At 33.8% G+C, this 22452-nt stretch carries 13 protein-coding genes; 12 read left to right on the top strand and 1 reads right to left on the bottom strand.

The genetic code is table 11. The features are described from left to right. Positions 1 to 277: 277 nt before the first annotated feature. The 5 genes from QX565_RS04640 (at position 278) to QX565_RS04660 (ending at position 9681) form a co-directional block, all read left to right on the top strand. Complete coding sequence (locus tag QX565_RS04640; RefSeq protein ID WP_289291567.1) at positions 278 to 1450, top strand: T9SS type A sorting domain-containing protein; 1173 nt, start codon at positions 278 to 280, stop codon at positions 1448 to 1450. A 20-nt stretch (positions 1451 to 1470) separates the two neighbouring features. Next, complete coding sequence (locus QX565_RS04645) at positions 1471 to 4872, top strand: hypothetical protein (protein WP_289291569.1); 3402 nt, start codon at positions 1471 to 1473, stop codon at positions 4870 to 4872. 35 nt (positions 4873 to 4907) lie between these two features. Further along, a complete protein-coding gene (locus tag QX565_RS04650; RefSeq protein ID WP_289291571.1) occupies positions 4908 to 8138 on the top strand; it encodes a DUF6443 domain-containing protein in 3231 nt (1076 codons plus the stop codon). After that, positions 8138 to 8506 (top strand): hypothetical protein, encoded by a 369-nt coding sequence (locus QX565_RS04655; protein ID WP_195351111.1) that lies wholly within the window; start codon positions 8138 to 8140, stop codon positions 8504 to 8506. The genes QX565_RS04650 and QX565_RS04655 overlap by 1 nt, the downstream gene beginning before the upstream one ends. A 65-nt stretch (positions 8507 to 8571) precedes the next feature. Continuing rightward, entirely contained in the window at positions 8572 to 9681 is a 1110-nt protein-coding gene (locus QX565_RS04660) for a hypothetical protein (RefSeq protein WP_289291572.1), read from the top strand. A 63-nt stretch (positions 9682 to 9744) separates the two neighbouring features. Here QX565_RS04660 and QX565_RS04665 read toward each other — a convergent pair whose 3' ends face one another. Next, a complete protein-coding gene (locus QX565_RS04665) occupies positions 9745 to 10308 on the bottom strand; it encodes an RNA polymerase sigma-70 factor (protein ID WP_002558789.1) in 564 nt (187 codons plus the stop codon). 361 nt (positions 10309 to 10669) lie between these two features. On the opposite strand from QX565_RS04665, the gene QX565_RS04670 reads away from it, so the two are divergent. The 7 genes from QX565_RS04670 (at position 10670) to QX565_RS04700 (ending at position 22302) form a co-directional block, all read left to right on the top strand. Beyond that, positions 10670 to 11692, top strand: a complete 1023-nt coding sequence (locus QX565_RS04670; protein WP_289291573.1) for a FecR family protein — start codon at positions 10670 to 10672, stop codon at positions 11690 to 11692. Between the two features lie 328 nt (positions 11693 to 12020). Then, positions 12021 to 15293, top strand: coding sequence for an RHS repeat domain-containing protein (locus tag QX565_RS04675; protein WP_289291574.1), 3273 nt, complete (start codon positions 12021 to 12023; stop codon positions 15291 to 15293). 12 nt (positions 15294 to 15305) lie between these two features. Then, entirely contained in the window at positions 15306 to 16481 is a 1176-nt protein-coding gene (locus QX565_RS04680) for a T9SS type A sorting domain-containing protein (RefSeq protein WP_289291575.1), read from the top strand. Between the two features lie 43 nt (positions 16482 to 16524). After that, positions 16525 to 19920, top strand: a complete 3396-nt coding sequence (locus tag QX565_RS04685) for a DUF6443 domain-containing protein (protein ID WP_289291576.1) — start codon at positions 16525 to 16527, stop codon at positions 19918 to 19920. A gap of 1 nt (position 19921) precedes the next feature. After that, positions 19922 to 20464, top strand: coding sequence for a hypothetical protein (locus QX565_RS04690; protein WP_289291577.1), 543 nt, complete (start codon positions 19922 to 19924; stop codon positions 20462 to 20464). 262 nt (positions 20465 to 20726) lie between these two features. Beyond that, the gene (locus QX565_RS04695) at positions 20727 to 21755 is read left to right on the top strand and encodes a hypothetical protein (RefSeq protein WP_289291579.1); all 1029 of its coding nucleotides are present in this window, start codon (positions 20727 to 20729) and stop codon (positions 21753 to 21755) included. A gap of 133 nt (positions 21756 to 21888) precedes the next feature. Beyond that, positions 21889 to 22302 (top strand): hypothetical protein, encoded by a 414-nt coding sequence (locus tag QX565_RS04700; protein ID WP_289291580.1) that lies wholly within the window; start codon positions 21889 to 21891, stop codon positions 22300 to 22302. Positions 22303 to 22452 lie beyond the last annotated feature (150 nt).

Consider the following 22452-nt stretch of genomic DNA (forward strand, 5'->3'; position numbering starts at 1 on the left):
TTTATATATGGCAAACATGGGATAGTAATTTATGTGATATGTTTTTTCGCAAATAGACATTCCTTTGGGCTTTTATAGTCCTTTTTCATAGAATAATTGTGAAACTTTTTTTTCAATTGTCCGGGTAACTTTCTGTTATTGTAACAGTTTTCTAAGATACTTTTCTGATTTATAATAGTTTACTGCATTCTTCTTTTGCTCTAATTTGTCCGGGTCAAATATTTGGTACTATTGTTCAATGCTCTTTACCTTTGTAAATAAAATAAGCTATCTATCTATGAGACTACTATTATTACCTTTTTTGCTACTATTTATTTCTGTTCAGGTGTCAGCCCAATCCTCTTTAAGAGCCTTCTCTAATTTGCCAAGATCAGGAGATTGTCTTGTTAAGCAACAAATCAAATACAAATCACCAGGGATGAAAGGTGTGGGAGTTTTGTGGGATTTTAGTGAGCAAGATATTGTCAATGACGAGTATAAGCTGAAGTATATTGCTCGTACTATGAGCTTAGATACTATTATAGGTGTAGAGCATAGAACCATGTATTATTATCAATCTACAGCAGATTCTCTTTTGTTGTTAGGATATGAAAATCCAACAACTTTGATTAACTATCGCAAACCTGAAACTTTACTTTGTTTTCCTTTTTCATATGGACGCTCTTTTACTGATTACTTCGATGGAATGGGGGATTATTGTAATAAACAGGCTATTCATGTACAAGGGAAATCTACAGTGATAGCTGATGCGATAGGGATGATGATTCTTCCGGGAGGAGATACCCTGAATAATGTTTTGCGAATACATACTTTTAAAAAGATGGTTGAAACAACGATTCCCTTCCTTACTGACAAAACCGTTAATGTTGATTCGATCCCTTTTTTTCTTAATCGGGATAGTGTCGATCTATATTTATCTAAGGATTCTGATCATTTAGAAATAAATACTTGGCGTTGGTATGCTGATGGTTATCGTTATCCTGTATTCGAAACGATAGAAAGTATGGTATGTAGAGGTGGTCAATTTTATGAACGTTTTTCGACTTCATTTTATTATCCTCCACATGAACAATATTATTGTTTGGATGATGATCCGGAAAATCAGATTAGAAGAGATCTAACTGATGAAGAACGGAAAAATCGTTTATGGGAAACTGTTAAAGAAGGAAAAAAAGAAGAGAATACTTATAAGGATGACTATGTGGCTTATAGCTTTTATATGGATGAAACAGGTAATTTGCATTTGAATTATTCACTCTCAGAAAATGCAAAAGTTACAATAATGCTTTATGACTTTCAAGGGCGGCAACTGATGAAGTCTGATACCGGATTGTTGCAGATGGGAGACTACCAGAACCAACTGTCGCTAAATAATTATCCTATTGGTGAATATCTATTGCAGATATTAGTTGGTGAAAAAATGTATGGTGAAAAAATATTAAAACGCTGACAAGTAAATACAATCAAAACATGAAACTACTATTAAGTAATAATATTAAAGTCTATTTAAGGCTTTGCTTTATGTTTACCTTTATTATAAGTGCAATTTCTTTGAAAGGTGAAAATCCACCAGTTGTACAAATAATCCCTGTATCACCCACAGCTGCATCTTTAGGTACTTTTGGGAATATTCCTATAGGCTACTATACCGGTACGGCTGAAATTTCGGTTCCTCTTTATGAGATTGAACTGGATGGAAAGAAATTTCCAATAAATATAGCTTATCATTCATCGGGTATAAAAGTTGCTCAGGAAGCTGGCTGTGTTGGATTAGGATGGGCTTTACAGGGATATGGATGTATAACAAAAGAAGTGCGTGGTTGGGATGATTTTGAATCATATCCTTTCGGATATTATTTTAATGAAAGTCTTCCTATTCCGGATGAAGAAAATAACTATGATACTTATAAAGGTTCTGCTCATGAATGTAAAGCTTACGCTTCTGGTACTAAAGACGGAGAACCAGATATGTTTCATTTTAGCTTTGGAGATTATAGTGGTACTATGTTTTTTCAGCGTATTGGTATTAATAATAATACGAAAACAAGGGCTTATCCTTTACTTACGAAGATTAAGGATAATCTTTATGTTGAGTATAATATTTCAGATAAAACTTGGAAGATTATTGACGGAGATGGGTATGCTTACTATTTTGGTACATATGAAACGACTGAATATTTTCAATATTCGTCTAATACAAATACTGAACTATCTAAAATAGGGCGAAACTTGATATTGGATTCCCCTAGATTTCCTCAACCAGAAACGGTGACTGCCTGGTATTTAGATTCTATAGTATCACCTCGGAAAAATAAGATAAAATTCGAGTATGGTGAAGATTATATTTATACGTTAAATCAAAGGCAAGAAACAATATATCATCTTTTAGAAGCTTCTCCGTATGTGTTTACGAGTTATCTAGCTCATGATATAGAGAACTATGTTTATTCATGTTCTAAAATAAATCAGAAGATTTTAAAGAAAATAGAAACAGAACTTTTGACTGCAGAAATTATAACTGATGACAGAATGGATATCGAATCAGCTAAATTTAGTGCGATTCCGAAGAAGGTAGCAGGGATACAAATCAAGGATAAGTTGAATACTCTATTGAAGGACATAATTCTTGAATATAAGTATACAGGGGTTTTGTCGGATTATAAAAGTTGTCGTCTTTTTCTTAAGAAAATTATCGATAGGGTTGATAATGAGCGGCATATGTATGAGTTCGATTACGATAGGGCATCTTCTCTTCCGGATAAATATTCGAATGCAATAGATTCTTGGGGATATTATAATGGGAAATCTGCTTCAGGAACGAAATGGGGGACTGCATCGCAACAATCATCATCACCTTACGTAAATAATATAACATATGTGCCAGAATTCAGGTTAAAGCAAAATAATCCGTTTTCATCGGATAGGGCGCCTTTTGATTTATCTTTTTTAGGTAGAAGTTTAGTTGTGAGTGATAAAGATATAACTTGTGGCATGTTGTCATCAATAAAGTATCCTACGGGGTTAATAACTCATTTTGAATATGAACCTCATGCTCTGTCTAATGGAAGTAACGTTACTGTTGAACCAAAGATGGTGGAATTAGGAACAGCCTATTATCGAAATTTTGTTTGGGAAGATCCAGAAGAAAATGAAGGACTCGAGGATTTATCAACCTATTTTTCTTTTGAATTAACAGAGAAAACGACTGTGACTCTTACGTGGATGGCTATTGTTTATGAATCTGTAGATGAGGACTATACATCTTTTTATAGATGTGCATTTTTGAAGGACGAATCAGGTAAAATAGTCAAGGAAATATCTCTTGAGAAAGACCAATTTAGTAAGGTATTTAAATTCGAATTAAGCCTTCCTATCGGGAAGTATACCGTTCATATTGAAGATGGGAATATTATAACAGGGCATAAATTTGGATTAACAGTCAAAGCTTATAAAAATATTTTAGTACCTAAAGAGTATGAGTTTGTTTCTAAAGGAGGAGGAGTTAGGGTAAAAAGGATTTATAGTACATTTGATCAGAAACAAGTCTTGGATAAAAAAATAATTTATTCTAGACAAGGTAAAAGCACAGGGATTTTAATGAGTAATCCCATTTTTACATACCCTTTTATTACTCGAAGTGTCGACTTTGAGGGTGGGTATAATCCGGGAAGCGTACCTCCACATATTGTTCCCATAACGGCTTTTTATGTATGTGGTCTGTCCTATCCATATACTCCTTTCAGTTTTTCGGCAATGGGCGCTCCAGTAGGCTATGATATGGTAAGAGTACGTGAGGCTGTAGTTGAAGGGTATACTGATTATTACTATTATAACACTCAAGATGAACCATTGTCAAGTACAGAAATGTATATACCTGGTTTTCCTACAAAAGGAGATCTTAGAAATGGGCTCTTGAAGTCTAAAATTGTATATAATGATGATGATTGGAAAGTGGAAAAAACTGATTATCAATATGCTTGTGATAAAAAAGAAATAACTAAAGCTTTTAAGGCATATACTCCTTTGGTTTTTTCAACGCTTGCTACTACTGATTATGAATATATGTATATGAAATTCTATGATGTGCCATCTGAAAGATGGGCTTTAAAAGAAGAGGTTATTACTACTTTTGCTGATAATGAGGCATCATCTGGGATGAAATCTAAAGTATATATATATTCGTATTCTAATGATTTACCTTCTTTTGTGGAGTATATAAATAGTGATAAAACGAAGAAACAGATTCGTTATAAATATGCAACAGATTATACTGATCCTCTATCATTAAAAATGAGATCTTGTAATCTGAAAAATATTTCTATCGAAACTCTCGATTTGAGAAATGAATTAGTTACAAAGGCAGAAAAAACTATTTATATTGATACTTTAGGAATGATTTTGCCTAAGACAATCTATAATTTACAACCATCTTCTCCTTTACCTTTGTCTAATTATAGCTCATATTACAAAAAAAAGTATTCGATAGATCTATATAATAAATATGGTAAAATATTGCAGCTTACAGGAGGGGATAATATATCTGTTGCTTATTTATGGAGCTATAAGGGCGTGTACCCCATAGCGGAGATACGTAATGCAACTTATGAAGAAGTCATCTCGTATCTTGGCAATGTAAATGAATTAGAGAATTCTCTTTCTCCGGTGATGGCTCCTGTTGAAAATTTACGTTCATTGTTAAAAAAATCTTTAGTTACAACTTATAATTATAAAGTACCATGGGGAATACAAATGATAATATCCCCTTCAGGAATGAAAATGACTTATAACTATGATCTATTTGGAAGACTGATGTCAATACAAGATCACGATGGAAAGATTGTTCAAAGTTTTATTTATAATTATAGGCAGTGATTCTTGATAGATAACTTTTATTGAATAAAATAAGTATGAAAATTATATATATATTGTTGCTTTTGGGGCTTTGTTTTTCTATGAATTCTTTTTCACAGGATAAGAGCCAGAACTATATTCTCTCTCGGACGATGATTGATGATACTGGTAAGTATATAGAGAGTATTCAATATTATGATGGATTGGGACGTCCATCGGTGGGTATTCAAAAGGGAATCACTCCTTTAAAATCTAATCTGATAACTTTGCAGGAATATGATGAGGCAGGGCGTCTTTTGTATAGCTGGCTTCCTTGTGTGAGTAAGAAAGAATTTTTGACTGCAATAGAATTTCCTGCAGCAGCTCATACGACTTATGATGATGATCAAGAACCTTATGAAGAGTTTACTTATGACTCTTCACCTCTAAATAGGCTCATTGCAAAAGCTGGTGCAGGTGAGAGACTGAAGAAACCTGTCGTAACCCGGCATTTGTTTAATGTTGCTACAGGTAATCTATGTTGTAAACTGTATCAAGTTTCATCAACAGGTGTTTTATTTCAAAATGGGAATTACGCTGAAGGAGAGTTGTCTATAACAGAAAATATAGATGAAGATGGCAACGAATCATATGTATTTATCGATAAGTTAAATCGTAAAATATTGAGTAGACAAATGCAGAAAACGGTACCACATGATACTTATTTTGTTTATGATTCTTGTGACAATTTGGTTCTTGTTCTTCCGCCAAGTTATCAAGATGAACCTGATTTGAATCTGTATGCTTATCAGTATAAGTATGATAATTGGGGACATTGTATTGAGAAGAAACTCCCAGGTTGCCAATCTATAAAGTATATATATGATCAGGCTGACAATTTAATCTTTTCACAAGATGGGGCACAGAGGGAAAAATTAGAATGGACTTTTTATCTATATGATAGTTTTCGCCGGTTGACCGTAAAAGGGATATGCAAGAATACAAATACCTCTTTGGCGAGTGAGGATATTGTGGTATGTTCGTTGGCAAAAAGTGGTGGCGAAATTGTAGCTTCTGGAATTGAAAATAGTGGATATAGTTCCAGCTTTGAACTTTCTTCTCCAGCTGTTCATCAAATAAACTATTATGATGATTACTCTTTTATATCACTTCCCGGTTTTCAAAATCGTAGCAAATTTCCTGTTCAAACTGTAGCTGCAAACGGCTTTCTGACGGGGGGAATAACTTTTGTTTTGAATAGTAATGTTAAATTATATTCTGCAACTTATTATGATATAAAGGGACGCCCTATCCGGGTTACTCAGGAAGATCATCTTGGAGGACATAAAATAACTGCTACTATTTACACTTTTACAGGTAAACCTTTGCAAGTTGTTAGTGCTAATCAATATTTAAAGAAGCCAACAAAAGCTGAAATTTATAAATATACTTATGATCATGCAGACCGATTGATAAAAGTAACCCATCAATTGGCACCTAATGCGCCTGTTGTTGTGCTGTCTGAAAATACTTATGACGAATTAGGGCGATTATCAACTAAAACTTATCATCGTAATGATTTACTTAAAAGTACATATACCTACAATATTCGTAATTGGTTAACTGGTATCACTGGGTCGAAATTTACTCAAAAGTTACTTTATAATGAAAAAGATGGAACTAATACTTCTTATTATAATGGTAATATTAGTGCTATGTTCTGGAAGTCAGGTGATGAATTATTGACTCGAAGATATAATTTTACTTACGATGGTTTGGATCGTTTGACTAAAGCTTCTTATCAACAGAGTGATGGTTTACTCGATATTTATGATGTTAGTTATCAGTATAATAAGATGGGTGGAATTACTCGTCTTGAACGTATCGGACTTTCTGCTTTGCCAAATTCGTTTGAATCAATTGATAATTTAGAGTTGGAGTATAATGGTAATCAACTAAAGAGTGTGAAAGATTTATCTTCCGGATTTGACCCACTCTACAGTGGTGCTTTTAATTTTGAAGATGGTGCATCTAAACTTCAGGAGTATTTTTATGATGCAAATGGAAATCTTATCAGAGATTTGAACAAGAATATTACTTCGATTCAATATAATAGTCTAAATTTGCCCTCACAAATTATTTTGCATAAGAGTGGATATATAGATTATCAATATAGTGCGGATGGAGTAAAGCGTCGTAAGGAATCGTATACTAAACTTGAAGAAATAGTCGATCCGTTTCCTGGTTTTCAGAGTATGGATAATTCTGCCTTAGTTCGGGCACATTATAAAGGATATACTTATACTGATTATTGCAGTAATTTTGTTTATGAAGATGGAGAGCTGAGTAAGATTTTAACAGAAGAAGGATATATCACTTTGAATGGAAATATGCCTGTTTATCATTATTATTTACGTGATCATCAGGGGAATAATAGAGTTGTCGTAGATCAATATGGAACAGTAGAAGAAGTGAACCATTATTATCCTTATGGTAGTTTGTTTGGAGAAGGGATAAGTACGAATAAACAAGCCTACAAGTATGGTAGTAAAGAGCTGGATAGGATACATGGATTAAATTGGTATGATTTTGGGAAAAGGTCTTATGATCCGGTTTTAGGTGCGTGGACTACCTTTGATCCGGCTTCTGAAGACTTATATGCATGGTCTCCTTATGTATATTGTTATGCTGAACCAATAAAACATGTTGATCCGGATGGTGAATTTGGGATAATCGGAGCATTGGTTGGGGGCGGTATGGATTATATGATCCAGGTAGCAAGTAACTATGCTACAGGTAATAGTAACCCATGGACAGATATAAATAAGACATCTATTGCAGTTTCTGCATTGTCTGGTGCTGCAGGAACAGGAATCTTTAATGCTTTAGGCAAGATTAGTAAAATAGCTAATTATGCTATGAAGAGCCATACTGCTGCAACTATTACAAAAGTTGGTAAACAGGTGGTAGCAGATGCAATAGTAAGTGCTGGAGGACAATATTTACAGGACGGTAAAGTTGATATGGGAAAAGTTGGTTTAGATGTAATTAGCGGACAAGCCGGTAGTATGACAGGAAATAAAACTAAATCAATGAAACAGTCTTCATCAGAAGCAAAAAACTTATATCGACAAGCGGATCATGATAAGAGGGTAGCGCGAGGAAACTCTTCGAGAGAATCTCGTATTCAGCGAGCTAAAGAGTCAATGGAAAAAGCACAAAGTTATGGAGATAAATCAGCGGAGGCTGCTGCTACAGCTGTTTCCACAGGGATATCAAAAGGCGTTGATAAAATAGTAGAAAAGTAATGAAGTTTGTAGAATTCTTGTTGAAATATCGGTTCACTATATGTCTAATTGGGATGTATTTATTGTGGTGGAATAGATATGGTGATGCTTATTTGGCGTTTCAATGTACGCTTTTTGTGATGGGTATGTATATCTTTAATTTTAATGTGGCCTATACCTATCGTGCTTTTAAATCAAATAGATTTAATTACCGTCTTGCAACGGCTGAATTAAATTGGCGCTACGTTTGCATTAGTACCCCTTTGGTAGTGGTAGCTTTTATTATATTTTTGTATGATTCGCCTTTTTGGATTTATACTTGGTTGGTAAGTGCTGGTATGATGGCAATTCTATTTGTTTATGATTTGATAGTTAATGGATTAAGATAAATATTTATAAGAAGATGGATATAAAACGGTTATTAATTAGCTCTTTGTTGTTTTTAGTCTCACATATGATATCTGCTCAAAATAATTATTCTCCGGGATATATTATTACCCTTGAACAAGATACTGTGCATGGTCTAATTGATTTGCGAACAGATAAAATGAATGCACGGTGTTGTGTGTTTAAACAGGATGCTGATGTATCTCCTACAGCTTATTATCCTGGTGATATTTGGGGATATCGTTTTGAGGATGAAGGAAAGTTATATATTTCACATTCTATTGAGTTGAAACATGATAGTGTTGCCAACCAACTTTTTCTTGAATGTCTGTTTCAAGGAATGAAGAATTTGTATTATTATGAGAATGATGATAATGAAGAGTTTTATTTTTTGGAGAGTCAGGGGCGATTGGTAAAACTGGATGCACCTGTGATAGAAAAGACAGAAGAGGATGGGCGTAAGTTTAAAAAAGAAGTGAATCGCTATATCCCGACATTACATTATGTTTTCCGGGACTCTTCGACACTCCATGATAAAATAGATCATACCCCTTTTACACATAAGGGGTTGATTGAGCTTGTGAGAACTTATCATGATACTGTATGCAATAGTGAAGACAAATGCATAACGTTGACGGCGAAGGAAGATAAGCCTAAACTCAGGTTGGCTGTAACTCCATATGCAGGGTTGTTGCATTATGTTTTTTTAGATGATTTAAAAGAATATGGTAATCCCGATCTGGCATATCTGGTAGGTATAAATGCAGCTATTTCCTGTCCTCGTTGGATGAGTTCACTCAGCCTGGTTGTCGATTTGTCTTTGTCTAAGCTATCGGCGAAAGATGCAGGCAAGGAGAGTAGTTATTCGAGTATACTGCTCTCTGGAAAATTAGGAGGATGTTATACTTATCCTGTTGGAGCGGTGCGTCCCTTTATTGGAGTCGGTGGAATTGTCAGTGGATTTTTGTCGGCTAAATACAAAGTAAGAGATATACGAATGGTACCTTTTGGAGGAGCTTTTCCTGGATATTATGTGAATCTGGGTTTACAGATTCCTGTATCTAAAAAGTCGAGACATGCTATAATGATTCGTGGGCAATTTGAGGGAACAAGAGATACGTTTTCACAACATAATGTTTTCACTGCCTGGTCTGGGGCTTTGGGGTATTCATTCTAATTGATTGTGATATGGTAAATAAATTAATCAATTTTTTTGGGATTAATCCATAGCAAGATTTGATTATAATCTGTGCTGTAATATTATTAGAAGCAATACAGGCAGATACTCTTTGAGTTCTTCTCTGAGTAATTCCATTGTTTTCTGTTTATATCGATTGATCGATTTTACACTAAGATTCATATCTTGTGCAATTTCGGCATGCGTTTTACCTTCAAAGAAGCTTTTGATAAATACAATGCGGTAGTTTTCGGGAAGGCGTTGCAGTGTTTTGTATAGCATATCATAAAGTTCGTTCAAAGTATATACACTGTCTGTCTCTGTGGCATAGATGGGAGACTGCTTTTGACAGAACTCATTGTAGTTCCATTCATATTCCATGTGTTTCAGGTGGTTGAGGCAACTGTTGCGCACGCATATTTTCAGATATGCGGTTGCTGTCTCTTTTTTTAATTCGATTGAATCCCGTTTATCCCAGAGAGAAACAAATACGTCGGAAACGAGGTCTTCACAGACTGTCATATCATTTATGAATCTCTTCGCATACAGACAGAAAGGAGCATAGTATTCTTCATACAGCTTTCTGAATTCTTTCTCGTTATTACTTTCGCGAAGGCGTATTCTCATTGCATCTGCTGTTAGGGTATTTATTATTGTATCATAGCCAAAGTCGTCACAAAAATAGTAAATAGTGCTTTGTAAAGGTACTGATTAGGACTGTTTTTTCAAAAATAGAAGAGGAGTTGTCCTTTGGAGGTGGTTTTAATTGTAATATAGATAAGGTGAGTATACATTGAAAAGCCGTGGGATATATATTTATGATTTTATGATTCTTAGAGAAAATTAGTTTTATGTTTTTATTAATTATTCGACAAGAATACAGTAAATTGGCATCCCAAATAGTAGATAGTTTAAGCAGACCAACGATTTACCCGATTATAATTTATCCGGTAATAGTTGAAAAACGAAAAAGATAACTTAAAAACAAATGGAATATAAAGATTCAGATTTATTTTTTCGCTATTGTAAAGGCTTATGCACTGAAGCCGAGCAAAAGAAGGTGGAGATCCTATTGAATGAGTCGGAGGAGCACCGAAGACTATTTCAGGACCTTCGGATGGCATTGGCTTTGGGAGATGACATCAGAGAGATGGAAACGATTGATGTACAAACTGCTTTTGGGAAAACTCAAAATCAGATAAGAAGAAAGAAGAATAAAAGATTGCAGCACCAATTGATCCGGTGTGCTGCATTTCTGGCTTTGCCCTTATTTCTCTCCTCTGTGATATTAGGTTATTTGTATTTTAATGAATCGTCGGATGAAAAAATACAATATGCGAGTATAACAGCTTCTACAGGTTCTGTGGTGCGTTATGAATTGCCAGATAATTCGGTCGTTTGGCTAAACTCGGGAAGTACACTTCGTTATCCGGTCATCTTTAGAAAAAATATACGCGAGGTGGATTTGCAAGGCGAAGCATATTTTGAAGTACAATCTGATAAAGAGCATCCTTTTTATGTTAATACTCCTTCGGGAGTGCGTGTGTTTGTAACCGGGACCTGTTTTAATGTCAGTTCCTATGAAAATGAAGGTTATGTTGAGACAGTGCTGGAATCCGGACATGTAAATGTACTTATACCCGGATATGAGGAAGCTGAGTCTTTACAGCCGGGTGAACGTCTGCTTTATGACAAAAAGGCGTCGCAATTTGTCAAATCTGAGGTTGATGTATTTGAGAAGATAGCCTGGAAAGACGGTAAATTGATATTTAGAGATACTCCTTTACCTGATATGTTGAAGAGATTGTCACGGCATTTTAATATTGATATCCAATTTAATAATATATCGGGGAAAGAGTATAAATATAGGGCTACTTTCAGGAACGAAACGCTCTATCAGATTCTCGATTATTTGGGTAAATCGGTTACTATGAAGTGGAGAATGGAAGAGCCGGTGCAACAGGCTGACGGAACGTTTACGAAGGAAAAAGTAATAGTGGATTTATATTGAGATTTTTATAGATGCTCATCGCCGAAAGGCGATGAGTTTTTTATTACTTTATTGGGTTTAATTTAGATAATTCTTTTGTTGATTTTAGTTCTGAATAGATAAAACTATGTATGATTAATGAATTGTGATATATCTTTATTTGATATATGGTTGTACCTATTCCTTTTGATAAAGAGGAGGCCTATATAGTTTTATTTGTCTTTTTTCTATAGTGAAAGTTTTATATTCTTGAAATAGATACTTTATTGATAATATTTGAGATAATGCAGATAATCATTTTGTTAAAAATTGCCTATTTTTACAATGGTTAATTTTAAATTTAGCGCTTATGAAAAGCCATTATTTATTTTGTATTATCCTATTAGGATCATTTGTATCCCCTTTATTGGCTCAAGGTGTTCCTTCACAATTCAGTTATCCGGTAAAACCTCCTCCTGCTCCAGAAGCTGCGAGTTTAGCCAAGTGTATTAATTTCCCGGTAGATTATAATACAGGTGTTCCCCGGATAGAAATTCCTCTTTTTGAGCTGAAAGGCCGTGAGAGTAGTTTGCCGCTTGTAATTAGCTATCATGCCGGAGGATTTAAGGCAAAAGAAGAAAGTGCTTATACAGGATTGGGCTGGTCGCTGAGTTCTGATTTTCAGATTGTACGAGAGATTAGAGGGCATGATGATTTTAGGCAATTATCCGGTTATTATTATAATGAGTATGAACGAGTCCCATTTGGGAAACTTACAAATTTTGATTTTGCTAATACTTATACCCCCTATAATCGTTTACGAATGCTTAATAATGAGATTGATACTCAATCTGATAAATATTATTATAGATTAAAGGGTAAGTCGGGTTGTTTTTATCTTCGAAAGTCCCAAAATGAAGGAATAACATTAGTTCCGGTACCTTATACGGGAATTAGATTTGAAGTAATTCTTCCTACAGGAACCTCTACTTTAGGATTTCGTGTAACGGATACGGATGGGACCGTTTATTTATTTGGGGGGACCACTACTACTATAGAAAAAAATGATCCGGGAACTCCTGGTATAGACTTAGGTACTTATATTTCATCATGGAAATGTCGTGAGATAATATCTCCTTCAAAGCTGGATACAATACAATTTTCTTATCGTCAACTTTCAAGTAGAGTTTCATATACATTTGTAGAGAGTTCCGAACTGTATGAAAATATGAGTATTCCTTTAGGGCAGCCTGATGGGTTAACTGAAGTACGTCGGGTCTTTTTTGCAGATGATATTTCAAATATGTTTCCGGGGAGTGCTGAAATAACACTAAAGGATATTCTTAAGAAAATACCTTTTCAGAATATAAATTATCCTCATGTGATCAATTATACTGTATCTCAGGATTATACGCGATTTATTTTTCCAGAATATTGTGAAGATCCTCCTGTATATACTGAGACCGATTATGTTGATAATACATATCAATTGGGCGAAATGCAATTTGTAAATGGTAAACGTGTTCAGGAACGTTTGGTACCCTCTGTTATTAAGTTTAATGGGAATAAATTGTTATTCAATTACAACACACTTTATGAATATCTGTCTTCTATAAAAATTGTAGATAGTTCGCAGCAACAAGTACGTGAAATAGCATTTACTCAAACTTGTGTCGGGCAGAAGGTGTCAGCAGAAAGAAATAGCCTGACTAACTATTTGGATAAGATTCAAATTGTTGGAAATCCCAGCGAAACTTATAAATTCGATTATTCAAGTATGCATGCTTTTAGCAATTTTACAATAGGTTGTGACTTTTGGGGAGGACTTCGCGGAACGACACACGATCGTACAGATAATGTAGATATAAATGTTCCTTTTATGCAAATAGAAACTCCACATTATTTAAGTAACAACTATTTAGATCAGATGCTTCTTAATTATTTTATAGGAGGAAATTATCTGCTTTATATGGAGATGGAAAACAATGTTCAACCACAATATGCTTTAAAAGGTCTATTGAAACGAATCACTTACCCAACTGGTGGATATACAGATTTTGAATTTGAATGTAATCGTATAGATGGAGGTTGGCGTACGATACCTTCGGGTGGCGCGCGAGTAGCTAGTATATTAAATTGTCAAGCTGACGGGACAGTTGCCAGTAGGAAATATTATGTTTACGGAGAGGATGGGACTGGTATTATTCGCGGTTTGCATGCTCCTTTCTCAGAATCTGAAAACGTTTTCTTATGTCGTCAAAATGTTTTGTATATAGGTGATACCCCCATTGATGAATATTACGATAAAACGTATTTGGATTATCCCACAGCACTTAAAACGGTTATTTATTCTAATGCTATTGAAGATTTGTATTATGGTAATGGAGCTCCTATCTATTACCAGAAAGTAACGGAGTATGAAGATGCGGTCGGTTCTAAATATGGGAAAAAAGAATATATTTATACTCCTCCCGAAGCTTATGGGTTCCATCTCCGCAGTCAGATCTTGGACACAAATCTGAAAAGTTTTCAGGAAGATTGGCGTCTTGGGAAAATTCAGGCAGAAAATACATATAAATATGAAAATGGTGAATACAAACTAATACATTCTAAAGAGTATAAGCACAAGATTTTCAACAGCGGTATTAAGATCCACAATCTTCAGTCATATAAACGTAATATTATATATATGACTCGTTATAATAGTACTTTGGATTCGTATATCCAGGCAGAGATAAGTGATCCTTTAACACTGTCTTACATAGAAAGGTATTTGCCGGTTGGTAATGGGCTTGTTGAGCATTTCCCCGAAGAAATAAATTCCGGTGATATTCTTTTGGAAAAGATTACAGAAACGACTTATGATGGTCCTCGCCAATTGGTAACAACTACGACTTATACTTATGATCAGCAAGCACAACTCAATACAACTACGGTACATACCTCGGATGGGCAAGTCCGTACACGTACTCGACGTTATCCGTATTACTATGGTACTGCTATTCCTTTTATACAAAGAATGATAACAGCAAATAATATTTCTGCTGTAATAGAAGAGGTTGAAGAAGATAGCATCACTTCTAAAGTAGTAAGTGGTATCATTTCCCGTTATAGGGTTGATAATCCCGGACAGGTAGAGTCTGTCAGTTTGTTGGGTTCGGGTGTACCAGGATATGTTAGTTCCACTGTCAATAAAAATAGTTTTGTAATGGCGCCGGGATATTATGAAAAAATGTCCTGTACTTATGATGAAGTGGATAACCCCGTACAGATCATAGATAACAGTGGACTTTCGACTGTTTATTTATGGGGATATAACAATCAGTACCCAATAGCTGAAATTAAAAATGCAAGCTACGAAGCTGTAAAGGTCCTTCTTACAGATGCCGTTGTTATATCTTTACGTAAATCTTTTGACGATGACTATATCTGTTCAAAAATAGATATGTTACGTCAACATCCTTCAATGAATAAAGCCCATGTTACTACTTTTATACATCAACCATTGGTTGGAGTAATACAAATAGTAAGTCCGGCAGGTCAAAGTCGATCTTATCATTATGATACTTTGGGGAGATTATGTGAGATTATTGATGTTGACGGCTTGGCTGTTCAAAAATATCAATATAATTATGGCCATTAATTTTGATATGTTATGAAAATAAGTATAAAAATATCCATTTTACTAATGGTTTGTAGGAGCTCTTTTGGGGATATATTAGCTCAGAACACTTTGGAAGTATGTAATAACTTACCACGACATGGAGATCGATTAGTTAAACAGCAAATAGCTTATGAGAAACCAGGTAGTGGGGGAGAAAATATAATATGGAATTTCAGAGATATAATACCTGTTGACGAATATTATAACTTAAATTATAATGTTGAAGGCATGCATTCTGATACTATTGTTGGTACTGAAAATCGTACAATGTATTATTATAGACTATATAGTGATTCTCTTTTATTATTGGGATATGAAAACCCTACAACTTTGCTTAATTATAGTAAACCAGAGCTTCTTCTCGTTTTTCCTTTCTTTTATGGATGTGTGTTGACAGACTATTTTGATGGTAAGGGAAAGTATTGTAATCGCTTAAATGTTCATATATGTGGGAAATCTACAGTGACAGCGGATGCTACAGGGGAATTATTACTTCCTGGAGGAGATACTTTACGAAATGTTGTGCGGATTCATGCACAGAAGAGGATGGTGGAAAGTATCGTACCCGTAATGGATAGATATTCTTTGCAAAAAGATTCCATATCCTTTGATTTAAAATGTGATAGTATTGATTTTAGATTACAAAAAGCTTCTACTTTTTTAAAAATTGATACTTGGTACTGGTACGCTGAAGGGTATCGTTATCCTGTATTTGAAACAGTTAAAAGCGCAATTTTTAGAAATGGAAAATGGTCGGACCATTTTTTAACGTCTTTTTATTATCCCCCACATGAACAGTATTATACGCTGAAGAATGATCCCGATAATCAGGTTATGCGTACTAAAACGAATGAAAAAGAGTATAATGGTAGGGAAAATACGGATATGCAATCTTATGATTGTTATAAAGATACTCATATTACTTATAATTATGGAATTAACAATTTGGGACAGTTGTTAGTCGATTGTATACTTCACGAAAAAGCGGAGGTATATTTAATTATCTATGATATGCAGGGACGCCAGTTGTCTCAACAGTATTCCTTATATAAGAAAGATGAAAAACAGTGCTCTATTATTCCAATGAATGATTATCCAGTAGGAGAATATTTGTTACGTATACAAGTAAACAATTTGGTTTATGGAAATAAAATACTGAAACGATAAATAGTTTTGAGTATATTTTTAAAATTCAATGAAAATAATGATTATGAAACATAATATATACATACCATTAATTTTATGGTCACTATTGTCAACGTCTCCCATTTTCTCTCAAAGTATGGATTATAACTTTGTTCGTGTTAGTACTATGCTTGATTCTGGAAGTACTGAGAAAATTTGTTATTTTGATGGTCTTGGGCGTCTTACCCAAGAAGTACAACGTGGATTTGCTCCTAACGGAAAAGACCTTGTTGTATTTCATGAATATGATTGTATAGGTCGGGATAGCCTTCATTGGCTTCCTGTGCCTATAGTAGGTAACGGTGAATATGTTTTACCATCCATATTAAAAGCGGCTTCTTCAACTTATTATCGTGATGAAGTGGCTTATTCGCATCCATCTTATGAGGCTTCTCCATTAAATCGTATTTTAAACGAACATGGTCCGGGAAATGCTTGGATAAATCACCCTGTAGGCACAGAATATCTTCTTAATGGAACTGATTATCCTTGTCCTCAATATAAATTAGAAGGAGATATTCCGGTATATTGTGGTAATTATCCTATCGGACAATTATCTATCGTGAAAACAATCGATGAAGATGGTAATGTATCTTATCAGTTTAAGGATAGCAAAAATAATTTGATCCTTTTACGACAGGTAAACAATGGTGAAAATTATGATACTCGTTATATTTATGATGTATATGGTAATTTACGTTGTGTTCTTCCTCCACAAGTAAGTGAAAGAGTCAGTGTAAGTGAACTAGAGCTATACGCGTATCGTTATAAGTATGATATACGTAATCGTTGTATTGAGAAAATTCTACCCGGGTGCGCTCCTATATATATGGTTTATGATCTTTCGGATCGTTTAGTACTTACTCAGGATGGGGAACAACGTAGAAAAGGACAGTGGATGTTTACTCTATCTGATGTGTTTGATCGTCCTGTTTTACAAGGACTTTGCAATGTTTTAGATATAGCTTCTATTTCTTCTACTAGAGTGGTTGCATCTTTTAATTATACATTACCTGAAGCGGGCTTTATGGGTACAGGTTATACTTTTGAGGGGATAACGCTTAATAGTACTGAAACTAAGCTTTTAAAGGTTTATTATTATGATTGTTACCACTTTTTAAGTCTTCCAGTTTTATCTAATAAATCCATTAATCTACTATATGATGAGGAAAATAGTTATGGTTCCCGTTATGTTTATTCAGAGAATGATGAAGTGTCGGGTAAGGGAAAATTGACAGGTACTCGTGATTTTCTTATAGATAATACAATGGGAGAAATTATAAAGGTTTTGTATTATGATGCTAAAGATCGTATAATTCAACAACGTTCTACTAACCATTTGGGTGGATATGAAGCCGATTTTTATCGATATACGTTTACTGGTAAGCTGCTGAAACATCACCATTGTCATTCAGTACCATACCAACCTGTTTTAAAAGAGGAATACACTTATTCGTATGATCATTCAGAACGTTTAAAAAGTATACGACACAAATTAGATGAGAATGAAGAAGTCATTTTATCAGAAAATTGGTATGATGAATTAGGACGTTTATGGGTAGAAAATATTCATGATGCACTTTGGGGTTGTAATTATTTTTACAATATTCGTAATTGGATAACGGGAATAAGCGGTCCGTTTAATCAACAGTTGTATTATACAGATAGTACTTCTCCTTGTTATAATGGAAATATTAGTCAAATGAATTGGGGAGTTGATATTGAAGAAGATGTGGTACGTAGTTATAAGTTTAGTTATGATGGGCTAAATCGATTAACGAAAGCTATGTATACCGAAGAAAACGCAGATGAGGATACAAATTATGATCCGGACTATACTGTTAATTATGGCTATGATAAAATGGGAAATTTGGTACTTTTGAAACGTTATGGGTTATCTGAGGTAATATCAGGCCAACTTTATTATGAACTTATAGATGAATTAACAATGGAATATACAGGTAATCAATTAAGGAAAATTACTGACGAATCTGCATTCGACCCAATTTATGAAGGTGCTTTTGATTATGTGGATTATGACTATTCGGGGGAGCAGGAATTTTTTTATGATTCCAATGGTAATCTGATTAAGAATTTGAGTAGACGAATAAATGAGATCCAATATAATTGTTTGAATTTACCTAATTATCTCTCTTTTAGTAACAATGGTGATATAATTCGTTATTCTTATAGTGCTGACGGAGTGAAGCTGCGTAAGGAATATGGTACTTCAACATATTCTTCTATATCTTTTCCTCTTTCTTCTTCATTACATATGAATTCTGCTAATTCTACGTTTTTTGTTATTCCATTGAATTCAGAGTTAGAGCAACAGAACACTTTTAGTGTAAATGAAACAATTGATTATTGTGGCAATATAATTTATGAAAATGGTGTTTTGAGTAGAATTTTACTAGATTGTGGCTATATTACATTTAAAAATGGTAATCCTATGTATCATTATTATATGAAAGATTACCAGGGAAATAACCGTGTAGTGATGGATCAAAATAGTAGTTTTGAACAGATAACTCACTACTATCCTTTTGGTGGTTTGTTTGGTCAAGGAATGGGAACAGCAGTACAACAATATAAATATGGAGGTAAATATTTAGAGCGAATGCATAGACTGGATTGGTATGATTTTGGTGCAAGGCATTATGATTCGGCAATAGGTCGTTTTCATACGATGGATCCATTGTGTGAGAAGTATTATTCAATGAGTCCATATGCGTATTGTGATAATAATCCGATAAACAACGTGGATTTAAGGGGAGATAGTATAACTACTGTTGTGACTTCAATGGTAAATGGTAATGTTGTAAATACAACATATTATTATGGACAAGATGCTCAAGGTAATTATGGATTCCTTGATAGTAGTGGTAATTTGTATTCTGGAGGGGATCAATTCGTTGTTGGTTTAACAACTGCATTAACTAAATTGAGAAGTGGAACTAAAGGTTTGGCATTGGCTGATGATTTGGTTAATTCAACTAATACTGTTCAAATAGGTAAGACAAGAGGTAGTCAAACAAATGCAGCAGATCCTAATGGGAAGTACATTATTTGGGATCCTACTTCTAACACAGGTGGACCTGATCAAGCTGGTAATACAACAAGACCTTCTTATATTGGACTCGGCCACGAAATGGCACACGTACAGGATGTCTGGAATAAAACTTATGATGCGTCTACTTGGACAACTATTGGAAACAAGACTATACCTAATGCAGAGAAATATGCAACTCATGTTGAAAATCAACTAAGATCAGAACATGGGCTCTCACTTAGAACTCACTATAGTCCAGGATACAACTCTACAAGGTTGCTTGATTCAAGAACGAATACAAGCTTATTTTATAAAACAATGGTAAGAATAGGAAATAGGTCTATACCAACAACCCCATATATTTACTAAAATGAAAACAAAGATCATAATTTTATTTAGTTTGTTAGCCCTAACAATGGGAGAGCTATCAGGACAAAATTGGAGTAAGATATCCAAGGAAATCAAGGAAAAGCAACTTGCAATAGAACCTCTAGCAAATAGAGATATAAATTGTTATTATAAATTAAGAGAAAAAACAAATATACTGAATGAGATGAAGCTTAATCATCCGATAGACACGATTTTTATTCTTCAAATACATAGAGAGGTTGACCTGTCTAGTTCATATTTAATGATTTGGAATAAAAACGATACATTATCGATTAATTCCGAAGATTTCGGGAAAACATTTCAAATTACAAATCAACAGACTTTTATAAGTTATATGATGAAATTGGTGGCCGATTGGAACCTTGATGAGATCAAAAAGGAAGAATTAACCAATGGTATACGTCCATCTGATGGAATTTTTGCTACCCGGATAATTGTTAACAGTAAAAAATGTCAGATTGATTGTCTTTATTTTAAGAATTTTTTTAACATGCAAAGAGATAGTATGGATTTTTGCAAATAGTTTCAGCAAGTTTGCTCATGTACGATGCTAAAGAGATCTGCTTCATTTGTTTTTTGAATATTTAAATTTGAGGAATTGGAGACAATTGTAGATATTCATTTGCACATTATGTTTGATGAGGCATAAGGGGATTACTATCAGAACTGCGTTCATGGAATGTATATTTTAGGCTAAATGGTTAATGTGGGATCAGATGGTGGAAAAAATCAGGTGAATTTGACGAAGATATGTTCTTTTATGGATTATATAATTAAAAAATGGAATGATGAAGATGATTGATATTATAAGTAGAAGTTGCCTATTCGTTGTGATATTATTGAGTAGTTGCCAGGTAAATATAAATCCTAATAAAATAGATGAAGAGTTATTAGATCATTTAAAACATTTGGCTAACACTGATTCATTATCTCAATTTACACAGATTGTAGGACTTACGTATTCTGATTTTTATTCTTATGTAATAATTGGAGATGGATCTTTTATCCCTGAATCAATAGAAGATCGAGAACCAACTGATATTATAGAATATAATGGTAAATATTTTTTGTTTTATTTGCAAGGTAAGCCAAAATTGCCTGGTAAAATAGTAGATAAAATATGGCCATATTTAGAAGGGACTCAATATAGTAATTTTACATGGTATTTTTTTAAATGTAAGTCGTGTGATAAAAGTATGTTTACCCGAAAAAGAGAACTGGAGAGTTATTATGATATAGAAGCTATACGTAATTTTCGTTGTTTAGAGGATGTAAAAGTAGATCCTTTAGTGGATATGACTATCTCGTCTGTTCGGATTTGTGGTAAGGATAACTCAGTATCTCTTTTTTCTGATTTATTGGAAATATATTTGTATATTGAGATTTACAATAAATCTGATTCTTCTTTCTATTTAGATTTATCTTCAAATATTAAGGGCCGTTTTTTACTTAAGAATGGTAATCAGCCGTTTGAATTTTCTGTTTCTAAGATTTATCTTCTGGATGTTTTCCCTGGGATTTATAATGTTCCTCCCTTTTCTCTGGAACAGGAGGGTAAAACAGGAGCTCCTATAAATTTAATTTTGAAATGTGATCCTTTAAGATTTGATGGAGTCTCTTATTGTGAATATCCCCTGAAGATATATTCATTATTACGTGATTCATTGTATTATATACCTCCTCTGGATAGTATTAATTTAGATACAAAAGTTTTAAATCGAAAGATTCATATAAATCTCCCTGAAACTATGCCATGTCTTTATAAAATTGGAGAGAAGGAGTATGTGTATCTTCGTGATAGTTTACTGATGTAGTTTAAATGTAACAGAAAGAATATAAATAATTAGGGATTACAGATATAGCCCCTTCTGTATCTGATGCTATGGACATTTTATAATTTTGTGGGAGCAGAATTTACGATTTAATACCTATATATGAACTTTTACCATGAAACAGAATTTATTTCTTTTCGTATCATTGATGCTTATTGCATTTGTTATTGTGTCATGTAAAATTGGTTTTGATACTCAGGTATATAGGTTTATACCTTCTATTGATTCAGATATTTATAGTGAAAATGAAATCAGGGAAAAAATCGTGGAGAGCGATGTGAAATCTATTATTTTAAGAAATGATTCAATTTTAGAATATTGGAAACGTTATGGAGGGATAGGTAGCTTAATGATGATTAAGTATACATTAATTGATAATGAATTAATTGTTTACCCTACAGATGTTGAAGGATATAATGTTCCTGATATATCTGATATGCATTTTTTGTATAGTCGGGATAGTTTGATTAATATAAAAACAAATGAGAAATATTATAATCAAAAATATCTTGATAAAAGGCAAAATTAACACGCATTTTTGGTCTTGCTAAAACTCTTAATTAGCAAAATCACATTAGTAAAGACTAATGGGGCTTTAGTTGTTAAATTTAAATGATCAATTTTGTGAAAACTAAGTTTTTTATTACATGTGTATGTATTTTTGTATCTTTCTGTATTA

This window comes from Bacteroides sp. 41_26 (assembly GCF_949740115.1).
Taxonomy (GTDB): Bacteria; Bacteroidota; Bacteroidia; order Bacteroidales; family Bacteroidaceae; genus Bacteroides; species Bacteroides nordii.